13 protein-coding genes and 1 tRNA gene are annotated in these 12,796 nt (G+C 71.1%); 4 read left to right on the plus strand and 10 right to left on the minus strand.

The annotated features are described in order from the left end of the window. Nucleotides 1–1,170, minus strand: a complete 1,170-nt coding sequence (locus tag Q7X29_RS26875; protein WP_316575738.1) for a sensor histidine kinase — start codon at nucleotides 1,168–1,170, stop codon at nucleotides 1–3. Nucleotides 1,171–1,387: 217 nt separating this feature from the next. Between Q7X29_RS26875 and Q7X29_RS26880 the strand changes: the two genes are divergently transcribed. Further along, nucleotides 1,388–1,948, plus strand: coding sequence for a GlcG/HbpS family heme-binding protein (locus Q7X29_RS26880; protein ID WP_218717001.1), 561 nt, complete (start codon nucleotides 1,388–1,390; stop codon nucleotides 1,946–1,948). A 23-nt stretch (nucleotides 1,949–1,971) separates the two neighbouring features. Here Q7X29_RS26880 and Q7X29_RS26885 read toward each other — a convergent pair whose 3' ends face one another. Beyond that, nucleotides 1,972–2,925, minus strand: a complete 954-nt coding sequence (locus Q7X29_RS26885; RefSeq protein WP_218717000.1) for a DNA polymerase domain-containing protein — start codon at nucleotides 2,923–2,925, stop codon at nucleotides 1,972–1,974. Between the two features lie 111 nt (nucleotides 2,926–3,036). Between Q7X29_RS26885 and Q7X29_RS26890 the strand changes: the two genes are divergently transcribed. The 3 genes from Q7X29_RS26890 (at nucleotide 3,037) to Q7X29_RS26900 (ending at nucleotide 4,994) form a co-directional block, all read left to right on the plus strand. Next, nucleotides 3,037–3,109: transfer RNA gene (locus tag Q7X29_RS26890), tRNA-Glu, on the plus strand. A 116-nt stretch (nucleotides 3,110–3,225) separates the two neighbouring features. Then, nucleotides 3,226–3,831 (plus strand): QsdR family transcriptional regulator, encoded by a 606-nt coding sequence (locus Q7X29_RS26895; RefSeq protein ID WP_218716999.1) that lies wholly within the window; start codon nucleotides 3,226–3,228, stop codon nucleotides 3,829–3,831. Nucleotides 3,832–3,848: 17 nt separating this feature from the next. Next, nucleotides 3,849–4,994 (plus strand): acyl-CoA dehydrogenase family protein, encoded by a 1,146-nt coding sequence (locus Q7X29_RS26900; RefSeq protein WP_316575739.1) that lies wholly within the window; start codon nucleotides 3,849–3,851, stop codon nucleotides 4,992–4,994. A 63-nt stretch (nucleotides 4,995–5,057) separates the two neighbouring features. Here the strand turns inward: Q7X29_RS26900 and Q7X29_RS26905 are convergent, their stop codons facing one another. The 8 genes from Q7X29_RS26905 to Q7X29_RS26940 form a co-directional block, all read right to left on the minus strand. Then, on the minus strand, nucleotides 5,058–6,281 hold the full coding sequence (locus tag Q7X29_RS26905) for a cytochrome P450 family protein (protein WP_308248392.1): 1,224 nt from the start codon (nucleotides 6,279–6,281) through the stop codon (nucleotides 5,058–5,060). After that, nucleotides 6,278–7,537, minus strand: coding sequence for a cytochrome P450 (locus Q7X29_RS26910; protein WP_316575740.1), 1,260 nt, complete (start codon nucleotides 7,535–7,537; stop codon nucleotides 6,278–6,280). Before Q7X29_RS26910 ends, Q7X29_RS26905 begins: the two co-directional genes overlap by 4 nt. Continuing rightward, the gene (locus Q7X29_RS26915) at nucleotides 7,537–8,109 is read right to left on the minus strand and encodes a GTP-binding protein (RefSeq protein WP_316575741.1); all 573 of its coding nucleotides are present in this window, start codon (nucleotides 8,107–8,109) and stop codon (nucleotides 7,537–7,539) included. Before Q7X29_RS26915 ends, Q7X29_RS26910 begins: the two co-directional genes overlap by 1 nt. Before the next feature lie 19 nt (nucleotides 8,110–8,128). Further along, entirely contained in the window at nucleotides 8,129–8,473 is a 345-nt protein-coding gene (locus Q7X29_RS26920) for a DUF742 domain-containing protein (protein WP_218716995.1), read from the minus strand. Next, nucleotides 8,470–8,880, minus strand: a complete 411-nt coding sequence (locus tag Q7X29_RS26925; RefSeq protein ID WP_218716994.1) for a roadblock/LC7 domain-containing protein — start codon at nucleotides 8,878–8,880, stop codon at nucleotides 8,470–8,472. Before Q7X29_RS26925 ends, Q7X29_RS26920 begins: the two co-directional genes overlap by 4 nt. Further along, complete coding sequence (locus Q7X29_RS26930; protein WP_308248391.1) at nucleotides 8,877–10,355, minus strand: sensor histidine kinase; 1,479 nt, start codon at nucleotides 10,353–10,355, stop codon at nucleotides 8,877–8,879. The genes Q7X29_RS26925 and Q7X29_RS26930 overlap by 4 nt, the downstream gene beginning before the upstream one ends. 174 nt (nucleotides 10,356–10,529) lie before the next feature. Continuing rightward, complete coding sequence (locus Q7X29_RS26935; protein WP_316575742.1) at nucleotides 10,530–11,774, minus strand: GDSL-type esterase/lipase family protein; 1,245 nt, start codon at nucleotides 11,772–11,774, stop codon at nucleotides 10,530–10,532. After that, nucleotides 11,771–12,769, minus strand: a complete 999-nt coding sequence (locus Q7X29_RS26940) for a saccharopine dehydrogenase NADP-binding domain-containing protein (protein WP_316575743.1) — start codon at nucleotides 12,767–12,769, stop codon at nucleotides 11,771–11,773. Before Q7X29_RS26940 ends, Q7X29_RS26935 begins: the two co-directional genes overlap by 4 nt. Between the last annotated feature and the right edge of the window lie 27 nt (nucleotides 12,770–12,796).

A 12,796-nucleotide genomic window follows, 5' to 3' on the forward strand; every position in this document is an offset into this window, starting at 1 on the left:
TCAGCCCACGGCCAGCGGAATCGCGACCGAGAGCACCGTGCCGTCCCCCGGCGCCGACTCGATCGCGCAGGTCCCGCCCAGCTGACGCACCCGCGCCCGGATCGCGGGCAGGCCGTGCCCGCGATGCTCGTCCGGATCGGCCAGGTCGGTGGGATCGAAGCCGCGCCCGTCGTCGGCCACGTCGAGGACGATCTGGTCGTCGAGGCTGGTCAGTGTGATGGTCGCGGTCGTGGCCGCCGCGTGCTCGCGCACATTGGCCAGCGCCCCCTGCGCGACCCGCAGCAGCGTCGCCTCCACCCGCTGGGGCAGCGGGCCCGGCGTCCCCTCCAGATGACACCGCACCGTGAGCGTGTCGGTGGACTCCCGCGCGGCGAGCGCGGTGAGCGCGGCGGCGAGCGACCCACCGGCGGCCAGGTCGGCGGGCGCGAGGTCGTGGACGAAGCGACGGGCCTCGGCGAGGTCGCGTTCGGCGATCTCGGCAGCCGAGCGCAGATGGTCGCGCGCCAGCCCGGGATCGCTGTCCCACACCAGATCCGCCGCCTGCAGCAGCATCCGCTGGCTCGACAACCCCTGCGCGAGAGTGTCGTGGATCTCCATGGCGAGCCGTTCGCGTTCGGCGAGGGTGCCCTCGCGGCGTTCGGTCTCGGCCAGCTCCCGCCGGGTGCGGACGAGGTCGTCGATGAGCGCCGCCTGCTGTTCGGTCTGGCGGCGCATACCGACGAACAGCACGGTGGTCACCGCCGCGACCGCGGGCGGCGCGAGCACCAGGTTCGGGTCAAGCCAGCCCGCGATCCGCACCTGACTGAACACCACCAGCGCGGTCAAGGCGCAGACGAGCGTCACCGCGACCCGTACCGACAGGATCCGTAAACCGGTGTACACCAACGGAACCGCGCACCAGGCGAAGCTCGGCGCCAGCACCACCAGCACCGCCCAGGTCGCGACCAGCAGCGCGAACCACATCACCCGATACGAATGCCGCAGCTCGCTCATCGCGTAGAGGACCGCGAGCAGCAGGGCGAGGGCGACGACCAGCGGGGTCGATCGCGTGTCGGAATGCCGGATCAACCAGCGCATGAGCGAGGCCGCCAGCAGCACGTAGAACGCGCTGTACACGATCACCGTGAGCAGTCGCGTATCGTCGTTCCGGTCGCCGAGTGTGCTCCGCATCGGTACCTCCCGTCCACATCAGCTGGGCAAACTCCCCCATTCTCTCCCGCCTGCCGCCGTGCCCGGGTCATCCGATCGGTTGACCCGGGTGTCGCCCGATCCGGCCGCGCAAGTGCAGCCACATCGCCGATCCGCGCGGGCCGCCGAGCGAACAGGATGGATATCACCAGGCCACGGCACCACCGCCGGACGGCCGAGAATCCGATCAGGAGCAGCCATGAGCACCCAGTTCAGCACCCGCAACCGTCTCATCGTCGCCGGCGCCTCGGCGGCCGTCGTCGCCGCGGGCGTGGTGGGCGCGGTGACGGTGCAGGCCCAGAACCCCGACCCGGCGACCCGCACCCCCGTCGTCGCCGATGCCGCCGACACCAACCTGACCCAGAGCACCCACCTCTCGATCGCCGCCGCCACCAAGGCCGCGCAGACCGCGCTCGACGCCGCGGCCAAGGAGAACCAGCGGGTCAGCGTGGCGGTCGTCGACCGCAACGGCAATGTCATCGTCACCCTGCGCGGCGACGGCGCGGGCCCGCAGTCCTACGACGCCGCCCAGCAGAAGGCTTTCACCGCCGTCTCCTGGAACGCCCCCACCACCGAGCTGAGCAAGCGCCTCGAGTCCGCCCCGCACCTGGCCGACATCGACGGCACCCTGTTCCTCGGCGGCGGCGCCCCGGTCAAGGCCAACGGCGCCCCGATCGCGGGCATCGGCGTGGCCGGCGCCCCCAGCGGCGACCTGGACGAGAAGTTCGCCCAGGCCGGGGTCGCCGCGATCGGCGAGTAGTCCCGAACACCGGCCGCGCTGTCTCAGTTCTCCCTGCGCGCCCTGGCCCGGCGTTTGCCCTCGTGCATGGCCTGCACCCTGGCGATCGGGATGGTGTGCCCCTCGGCGATCAGGTCGGCCGGAAGTTCCTGCGGTGCGGGCATTTCCGCGGTCCACGGGTCGGTGTCGCCGAGGAGGTTCGGCGCGCTGCGCAGGGTGAAGTCGGCCGGGACCACGTCGTCGATAGCGCTCCAGCGCAAGGGGAACGAGACCGGGACGCCGGGGCGGACGCGCGGACTGTAGGCCGCGATGACGGTGGCGCCGCCGGCCCGCGTCGAATCGAGGAAGACCTTGCCGTGGCGGTCTTCCCTGATGAACGCGGTGGTGCCGACGGTGGGGTCGATCCGTTCGGCGCGGGCGGCGATCGCGCGGGTCGCGGCGGCCGCGTCCTCGATCGAGATGCCCGGCACGACCGGAACGAACACGTGCAATCCCTTGGCCCCACTGGTTTTCACCGCGCCGTCGAGTCCGTCCGCGGTGAGGGCGGCCCGGATCAGCCGGGCGCCCGCCGCGGCATCACGAAAGGTCTGTCCCGGCGACGGATCGAGATCGAGCACCAGATGCGTGGGTCCGGCGCTGTGGTCGACCGGCAGCAGGGTCGGGTGATACTCCACCGCCCGCTGATTGCCGAACCACAGCAGCGTCCGCTCGTCGTTGCCGAGCGCGTAGGTGACTTCCCGATGCGAACTCTCCGCCCACACCGTCACCCGCGGCACCCACTCCGGCGTGTACTTCGGCAGGTTCTTCTGCATGAACGGTTCCTGCCCGGGCCGCACCCGCACCACCGACAGCGGGCGGTCGCGCAGCACGCGCACCAACCGCTCCCCGGCGAACTCCAGGTAGTCCACCAGGTCCCGCTTGGTCGCCTCGGCACCGTCGAACAGTGGTTGGTCGAGATTGGACATCTCGACCCCGCCCCGCACTTCCTTGCTGGCCATCGCCCCACCCTCCCCCGTCCGTCCCCCGAGGTCAACCAGCCGTTTTGGTCGATTGCCCGGTCGTCGGCTATCGTATGTTCCGCGCGGTTCACGCAGCTGAATCGTGGTTCTGGCCCCGTCGTCTAGCGGCCTAGGACGCCGCCCTCTCAAGGCGGTAGCGCGGGTTCAAATCCCGTCGGGGCTACAACGAACTCCCCGGTCATCGCGACCGGGGAGTTTTTTCATGCCCGGCCTCGTGCAACACATTGACAGACGTTGCACCGTCCATACACTGTGGGAGATGTTGCACCAGGAGGTGACGTGACCGAACAGACCGCACTGGGCAGGCGGCTCGACGACCTCGCCGCCCGGCCCGACGCCATCACCGCGTTCAAGGCGGCCCGATCCGGCTTCCTCGCCGGCCGCAGGCTCGAGATGAAGGAGCTCGCCGACGAGCTCGGCGTCAACCGGGCCACCCTGTTCCGCTGGGTCGGCGGCCGCGACGAGCTGCTGGCCGAGGTGATCTGGTCGGTGGCCGATCCGACCCTGCGCCGCGCCGTGGCCGCCAACACCGAGCGGGGTGCGCGCCGGATCGCCGGTGTACTGGGCGATTTCGCCGAGGCGGTCAACACCTCCGACGCCTTCCGCCAGTTCCTGCGCCGCGAACCCGAACGCGCGCTGCGCCTGCTCACCACCCGGGCCGGTTCCGTGCAGCGCCGCTTCGTCGACGTCATCGCCGGCCTGCTCACCGAGGCGATCTCGGCGGGCGAGCTCGATCCGCCGCTGCCGGTGCCGGAACTGGCCCTGCTGCTGGCGCGGATCACCGAGACCTTCATCTACGCCGACGTGATCAGCGGCGAGGAACCCGACGCGGCCAAGGTGGTCCAGGCGTCGCTGGTTCTGCTGGGCGAACGGCCCGAACAGTAGGAACCGAAAGGAAAACCATGCAGCGCACCATCTACTCCGAGGACCACGAGGCGTTTCGCGCCTCCGTCGCCGAATTCGTCAAGCGGTCGATCGAGCCCAACGCCGAACGCTTCGCCGAGGAACGCGCGATCGACCGCGACACCTGGCTGGCCGCCGGTGAACTCGGCTACCTCGGACTCGGCGTGCCGGAGGAGTTCGGCGGCAGCGACGCAGGCGACTACCGGTTCGCCGCGGTGCTCGGCGAGGAACTGGCCAAAGCCGGTGCGGCGCTGTCGTCCTCGTTCGGCATCCACTACGACGTGTGCGCGCCCTACCTGGTGGAACTGACCACCGACGAGCAGAAGCGGCGCTGGCTGCCCAAGTTCTGCACCGGCGAGATCATCACCGCGATCGGCATGACCGAGCCCTCGGGCGGCTCGGACCTGGCGGCGCTCAAGACCACCGCCGTACGCGACGGCGACGACTGGATCATCAACGGCTCGAAGACGTTCATCACCAACGGTTTCAACGCCGACCTGGTCATCGTCGCCGCCCGCACCAGCCCGGAGAAGAAGGCCAAGGGCATCACGCTGTTCGTGGTGGAGAACGGTATGGCGGGCTTCACCCGGGGCCGCAAGCTCGACAAGGTGGGCCAGCCCGAATCCGACACCGCCGAGCTGTTCTTCGACAACGTGCGGGTGCCCGACGCCAACCGGCTCGGGGAGACCGACCGCGGCTTCATCTCGATGATGGAACGGCTGCCGCAGGAACGCATCGGCGCCGCGATCTCCAATATCGCCCACGCCGCGGCGATCCTGGACGAGACGCTGGCCTACGCCAAGGAGCGCAAGGCGTTCGGGCAGCAGATCGGCAGCTTCCAGTACAACAAGTTCCTCTTCGCCGAACTGGTCACCAAAGTCGAAGTGACGCAGGCGTTCGTCGACCAGGGCATCGCCGCGCACGCCGCGGGCGCGCTGTCCGCGGTCGACGCCGCGAAGGCGAAGTGGTGGTCGGCCCAGGTGCAGAACGAGGTGCTCGACGCCTGCGTGCAGCTGCACGGCGGCTACGGCTACATGCGCGAGTACCGGGTCGCGCGGGCATGGATGGACGCCAGGGTCACCAAGATCTGGGCGGGCTCCAACGAGATCATGAAGGAACTCATCGGCCGCGATCTCGGCCTGTAGGTCGGCGCCATGAGATAGTGCGTCGCGCCCGGCGCAAGTCCACCGGGCGCGACGCGACGCCGGTCAGTTCAGGATGATCGGCAACGCGGCCAGATCGTTCTGCGTGAGCACCGGCAGATTGCCGAGCTCGCTGTCGGGCACGGCCAGCCGCAGCTGCGGGAAGCGGGCGAACAACGCGGGCAGCGCGATCGCGGCCTCCAGCCGCGACAGCGCGGCGCCCGGGCAGATGTGCGGGCCGTAGCCGAAGGCCAGGTGGCGGTTGGCGGTCGGGCGGGTCACGTCGAACTCGTCGGCGGTCTCGCCGTGCACCGCGGTGTCGCGGCCGATGGCGCGGTAGGACATCACCACGCCCTCGCCCTTGGCGATCACGGTGTCGCCGACGGTGATGTCCTCGGTGGCGAAGCGCATCAGCAGGTGCGAGACCGGCCCGTCCCAGCGCAGCGACTCCTCGATGACCTGCTTCCACTCCACGTCGCCCGCCAGGACTTTCGCCAACTGCTCGGGCTCGTTGAGCAGTGCGCGCACGGTGTTGACGATCAGGCTGACGGTGGTCTCGTGCCCAGCGGCGACGAGCGCCTTGATGTTGCCGATCGCCTCCTCCTCGGTGAGCGGCTCGCCGCCCTCCTCGTCGGCGACGACGAACGCCGAGGTCAGATCGTCGCCCGGGTTCGCGATCTTCTGGCGCACCTGATCGGTGAAGTACACGTCGAGCTCGCCGATCACGCGCAGGCGCTCGTCCTGCGGGGTCATCACCGAGAAGAACTTCTTGTACCAGTCGAGCAGCTGCGCGTGGTCCTCGCGCGCGACGCCCATCAGGTCGCCGACCACGCGCATCGGCAGCGGGTAGGCGAAGACCGACTTGAGGTCCACCGGCGCGCCGTCGGCGCCCGCGGCCGCGAGGTCGTCGAGCAGTTCGAGGGTGAGCCGCTCGATCACCGGCCGCAGTTCCTCGAGCCGACGCGGCGCCAGCGCCTGCGCGGTCTTGAGCCGCAGCCTGCGGTGCTCGGCGCCGTCGACATTGAACATCGACCGGTCGACATCGACCATGCCGATCAGTGGCCACTGGTTGGTCACCACGCCGTCGGTCCACAGCTTCCACGCGTGGATGTCCTTGACCAGGCGGCTGTCGGTGGTCAGCTGACGGGCGACCGCGTGGTCGGTGACGGTCCAGGCGGGCACACCGAGCAGGTCGATCCGGGCGAGCGGACCTTCGGCGCGCAGTCGGGCGGTCTCGCCGTTGAGGTCACCGACCATGGGGTCGATGGCAAAGGGGCACTGGGAACTCACGACGAACCTCCGACGGGTCTAACTGGTGTGAAACGAACGGGCAGTGCGGTCATGCCCCGAAGGAAAGCCGAAGGTCGCCGGGTGAGTTGCTCGGCGGGAACCGCCAGGTCGACATCGGGGAGCCGGTCGAGCAGCACCTCGATCCCGGTCCTGGCGATGATCTCGGCGATCTGCTGCGCCGGGAAGGGGCAGCGGTATTCGCCGTAGCTGAACGCGAAGTGCGCGTTGTTGCCGGTCGGCACCGTGTCACCGTCGGTGAACGACTGGCGGATGTGCGGGTCGAGATTGGCCGCGGCCAGCCCGAGCAACAGCATGTCGCCCGCGCGGATGGTCTGGTCGGCCAGGCGGGTGTCGCGCGCGGCCCAGCGCCCGGCCAGGATCGAGGTGGGGCCCTCTTCCCAGAGCACCTCGTTCATGGCCTGGCCGACACTGCGCCTGCCGCCGCCGAGCGCCGCGGCGAACCGGTCGTCGACGAGCATCAGGCGCATGGAGCTGCCCAGCCAGTCGGCCGTGGTGAGGTGACCGGCGGCGGTGATCGCCATCAGGTCGTTGATGTACTCCTCGTCGGTGAACGGCTCCGGATCGGCCAGCATCAGCGACACCAGATCGCCGGCGGGCCGCGCGCGCTTGGCCGCGACCAGCCGGGCCATGTGCTCGCCGAAGCGGGCGTGCCCGGCCTGGGCGTCCGCGCCACCGTCGGCGAGCAGTTTCATCGTCAGGGCGAGGTCGGCGGCGTCGCTGTCGGGCAGGCCGAGGATGCGGCCCAGCGCCAGCACCGGCAGCGGCTCGGCGAACTCGGCCACCAGGTCCGCGCTGCCACGGCCGCAGAACCCGTCGACCAGGCGATCGGCGAGTTCCTCACAGGCCCGGCGCAATTCGAAGTGGTCGACCGCGTCGAGCGCGGGCTCCACCATCGCCAGATGCCGGCGATGCTCGGCGCCCGCGGTGAAGTAGATCGAGGGCATCGGCCGACCGACCATCGGCAGCAGCGGCCAGTCCTCGGGCACCCGGCCCCACTGGTTCCACAGCGAGACATCGCGCGGGAACAGCAGCGGATCGCTGGTCACCTGGTGCAGTTCGCGATAGCCGATGACCAGCCAGGCCGGGAACCCGCCGGGCAGCTCGACCGAGACCACCGGACCGTGGTCGCGCCGCATCCGGCGGTAGACCTCGTGCGGTTCGATGTGGAATTCGGGGCCGCTCAACGGCACCGCGCCGGTGATCGGGCAGGCACCGGTGCCGGTGGGTGTGCTCATCAGACGGTCTCCCCCTGCGGGACAGCGGAATACAGGTGCTCGACCAGGGCGATCAGCACCTGTTTGCTCGATTCGCGCGAGCGCGCGTCACACATCAGCAGCGGTACCGCGGGATCGAGGTCGAGCGCGTCGCGCACCTCCTGCGGCTCGTGCGCGTCACCGAAGTCGTTGCAGGCCACCACGAACGGGGTGCCCTGATGCTCGAGCCGGTCGATCGCGTACCAGGAGTCGGCGATCCGGCGCTGATCGACCAGCACGATCGCGCCGAGCGCGCCGGTGAACAGCCGATCCCACAGGAACCAGAACCGCTGCTGGCCGGGCGCGCCGAACAGATACAGCACGTGCTCGTCGTCGAGGGTGATCCGGCCGAAGTCGAAGGCCACCGTGGTGGTCGACTTGCCGGGAACCCCGGTGGCGTCGTCGATCCCGACACCGACGTCGGTCATCGTCGCCTCGGTGTCGAGCGGCCTGATCTCGCTCACCGACCGCACCAGGGTCGTCTTACCGACGCCGAATCCGCCGATGACGACGATCTTCAACCCGTGTTTGGCCGTGCTGTGCAGCGGCGCCATGGCCCGCTCCGGCGCGGATTCAGAGCTTGCGAAGTCCAACGAGCACCTTCTCGAGGGTGGAAGCATCCAGCGACATCGCCACCGACAACGGTGGCCGAACGGTGATCTTCCCCGCGTGCAACAGGTCCCCCAGCAGCACCGTGGCGACGCCGACGGGCAGGCGCAGTTCCGCCGCGATCTCCACGACCGCGGTCGGCGCCCGGCACATGTCCAGGATCGCGACCTGCTCGGAGGTCATCCCCGCCGACGGCGCCGATTCGCTGACCACCAGGGTGACCAGGTCGAAGTCCTCGGTGGCCGGGGCCCGACCGCCGGTCAGGGTGTAGAACCGGTCCGGATCCTCGTCGCGGACCGACCTGCTCAATTCGGCGCTCCGCGTCTGGGCTGGGCGGCCATATGCTCGCCGAGCTGTTCGACCAGCTCGTGCATGGTGTGCCCGACCAGCCCCGCGTCGGCGTCCTCGGCGGCCACCACCGCTAAGTGCGCGCCGCGCCCCGCCTCGACCACGAACAGGATGCCGCCGTAGAACTCGGTCATCGACTGGCGAACACCGCCACGCCCGTCACCGAACTCGACGGAAGCCCCGTGCGACAGGCTCTGGAACCCGGCGGCGATCGCGGCCAGCTGATCGGCGCGGTCGACGTCGAGTTCCGGTGTGTGGCAGATCTTCAGGCCGTCCCCGGACAGCAGCAGCGCGTGCCGGGTGCGTGGGGTGCGGGCGAGCAGTTTCTCGAGCAGCCAGCCGAGATTCGTCGGGGCGGTGGTGGTCATCGGTCCTCCATGGGGTCGGGAGCAGTGGCGGCGCTGCCTGGGTGCTGGCCTGACTGATCCGCCCCGCGACCGGGCGCGGACCGCTGGAACGCGCCGAGCGCGGCCGGTTTGGCCGGTGCGGTGTCGGCGACCGGGGTCCCGGCCAGGCCGTCGGGATGGACTTTGGCCAGGGTGTCGCCCCTGCGTCGCTTGGGCAGGGCGGGTGAGGTGGACACCGTGGGCGTCGGCGCCTCGGCCGGGGCCTGGCGGGTCTGCTGGCCGACGGTCTCGGCCCAGCCCGATTCGTCGGTGGTCCTGGCGTGCTGGGCTCGCGGGGTGGGTGCGTCGAACTGGCCGAGGGTGGTGAGCTGGGGTTCGGTGCGACGCGGGGTCGGCGCGGCGAGCGGGGCGCGACCGCGGCGTTCGGCGCGGGCGGTGAGCTCACGTGGGACGACCACGACCACCGCGGTGCCGCCGATCGCCGACGGCCGATACGACACGGTGAGTTCGTGTTTGCGGGCCAGATGGCCGACCACGGCCAGACCGAGCCGGGTGCCCGACAGCGAGGCCAGGTCGGCGCCCTTGCCCTTGTGGTCGCGCCCGCTGACCGCGGCCTCGGCCCGGCGCAGCGCCGAGTCGCTCATCACCAGGCCGCTGTCCTCGATCGTGATCACCACGCCCGCGGGCACTTCCGCGGCGTAGACGTGCACCTCGGTGGTCGGCGGGGAGAAGTTGCAGGCGTTGTCGAGCAGTTCGGCCAGGGTGTGCATCACGCCCTCGGCGGCGTGTCCGGCGATACCGACGTCGGCGACGGCGCGCAGCCGCACGCGCTGGTACCCGGCGACGCGACCCATCGCGCCACGCAGGATCGATTCCATCGCAATCGGTTTGGCCCACCGGCGACCGGTGCGAGCACCGCTGAGCACCGCGATGCTGTCGGCGAGGCGTCCGGTCTGCGCGGTGCGGTGGTCGATGTGGAGCAGGTCGGTGAGCACGCGCGGGTCGGCGTGGCGGTGTTCCATCTCGCGCAGCTCGGCCAGCATCGAGGTGGTCATCGCCTGGATGCGGCCCGCGGCGCCGGCGAAGGCGGCCAGCGCGGCGGCGCCACGGCGACCGTTCTCCTGTGCCTCCCAGGCGTAGTGCGTCGCGTGGTCCTCGGCGGTGGTGATCCGCTGGGTCGCCTCGGCGACGGCCGCGGCCAGCTGCTGTTCGGCCCGGGCGGCGGCGGCCGTCGCGGCCCGGGCCCGCGCGCGCTGGCGCAGGGCGACGAACACCGCGGGGCAGGCGATCAGGGCGACGGCCAGGGTCGCGGCGAGAACCGGAATCCCGAGGGCGGGCGGTGTGAACACGGCGACCACCACGGCGATCGCGGCCAGCACCACCCCGGCCCCGAGGACGACGTAACCGGCGGCTCCCGCGGCCTCCCCGCGAGCGGTACGCTCCCCCGGCGACACAGCCGTCGACTGCGCCATCGGCCCGACTTCCGCAGTACTCACAGGCCCCCAACCACCAATCGGCACACCGAACACGCAGCACGACAGCCCGTTTCGATAACGCAGGCGAGCATATCGAGCCCTCGCCCCGCCTGCCACTCGAGCGGCGAGGGTTCATCACGAGTTCGACTGCGATTCGTTACCGAATCGGGATGTCCCCCACCCTCCGACCTGCGGTCATGCCGGGATCGCCGCACCGATCGTGGCGGCCGTCACGCCGTAACCGGAATCGTTGGGATGCAGGTGATCACCGCTGTCGAGCGCGTCGGCGAGCCGGGTCGGGTCGCCGGGCGCGGCCATCGCCCGGTCGAGATCGGCCACCGCGTCGAAGGCGCCGGGTGATCTGATCCAGCTGTTCACCTCGGACCGGAGACGGTCGCGGTCGGCCGAGTAGTACGGCGACCCGGCGAACGGCAGCAGCGTGGCGCCGACGACGCGCACCCCCGCCGCCCTGGCCGCGGCGACCAGTTCGCGATACCCCGCGACGAGCTGCTCGACCGAAACCTGTGGGGACACCTGACCGTCCGGACCCGTCGATCCGGCCAGGCCGATGTCGTTGATGCCGATCAGCACCACGACCGTGCCGACGCCCGGCTGGTCGAGCACGTCCCGGCGGAACCGGGTGAGCCCGCTGTCGCCCAGCACGGTCGAATCGGTGAGCAACCGGTTGCCGCTGATCCCCGCGTTCACGACGGGCCGCCGGCGGCCCTCGGCGGCGAGGTAGCGGGCGAGGTGGTCGGGATAGCGCTGATCGGCGTCGACACCGGAGCGGTAGCCGTCGGTGATCGAATCGCCGAAGGCCACCGTGACATCGCGAGGCCGGTCGCTCCGAACGGTGTCGACGCCGACCAGGAAGTACCAGGACTGGGACGTCTCGGTGAACGCCGCGGCGGTCGGGTCGGCGGTGTGCTCACCCGTCGCGCGGTAACTCGTCGCGGCCGCCTGGGCGTGTTGGGTGGCGGGGCCGGTGGGCGTGGCGAAGTACAGCGTCACCGCGAGCGCCTCGCCCGCCGCGACCGAGGTGGTCACGGCATCGCTGGAGACCTCGGCGCCCGGCGCGATCTCGAACGACCCCGCGCCGGTGACCGTCAGCGGTCGCACCGTCTCCGGGTGCACGGCGGCACCGCCCGCGCTGCGGGCGACCGTCGCGCCCGCGACAGCCAGCGGTGCCGTGCCGTATCTGTTCGACAGCCGGACCCGCACCCGCGGACCACCGTCGGTGAGCCGAACCACCTGGCGGACGGTCTGATCGGCGAAGCCCGCCGCCGACCAGTTCGGCGTCACCGCGGTGGCCGGATGCTGGGCGGCGGCCGCCCACGCGCCCGACCAGTCCGGCGGGGTCGCCTCGACACCGCACGCCACCAGGGTCAGCGTGGTCAGCGCGGTGACGAGCAGCCCGAGGCGGCGGGCGAGCCAGGTCATCCGAGGGTCCAGCTCATGCCGAAGGCCGACAGCGCGTCGAGGAATTCGGCCGGCTCGAACAGCTCGGCGGGCGCCAGCGCGCCCGGCGTGCCCGCGCCCGCGGCGAGCCGGGTGGCGACCTCGACCGCGAGCTGAGCGCTGTTGCGGTAGGCGTCGGGTCCGCTGCCGATGCCGCGCAGGGTGCGCCCGGCGTGGTGGACGTCGACGACCACCGAGTACGCGGCGGGCGCCGACGGCGTTTCCGGCGCGGCCGCCAGATCGTCCTCGGTGACGGTGCCGATGATCTCGAAGATCGACGTCGCCAGCACGCCCTCCACCGATCCCGCCGTCGTGTGCCGCGGGATCGTCACCACCGACGGCTGCGGGAACTTCCGCACCGCAATGGGTTCGGTGGCGCCGGGCAGCAGGAAGGTGGCGCGGCGCGCCTGGGAGCCGGTGCGGAACTCGCCGTCGGACCACGACAGCCCACCGCTGGTGAAGACGTCCAGATTCCGCAGCACCGTGCGCATGCTGCCGCGCGAGCCCTCCCCGCCCGGCAGCGCGACATGACTCAGCACGATCTCGTCGGCCCCGCCGAGCCGCTGCGCTCCGAGGTGGGCGAGCAGATCGCCGAAGATGCCGGCCTCGGTGGTCGCGGTGGCGAGGGTGACTCCGGCCGCGGCCGCGAGCGGGCCGTACTCGGTGAACACCCGCTCGACGAAGAGCTGTTCGCCCGCGACGTCGACGTAGTGGGCACCGGCCGCGATGGCGGCGCGCAGCACGCCGGCTCCGTTGCCGGTGTAGTCGGGCAGGGTACTGATCACGACGTCGATCCCGGTGAACGCCTCGACCAGGGCGGTGTGATCGTCGGCGGCGGCCACCCGGATCACCCCGCCGACCTCGGCGAGCCGCCCGGCGTCGCGACCGACCACCACCGGGTCGATGCCACGCCCGCGCAGCTCGTCCACCGCGAATCGGCCGACGTGTCCGGTGGCTCCGTAGACGGCGATCTTCATGTCGTTCTCCTTGTTCATCGGGATGAT

Origin of the sequence: Nocardia canadensis, from assembly GCF_032656385.1 — a bacterium.
Classification (GTDB): Bacteria; Actinomycetota; Actinomycetes; order Mycobacteriales; family Mycobacteriaceae; genus Nocardia; species Nocardia canadensis.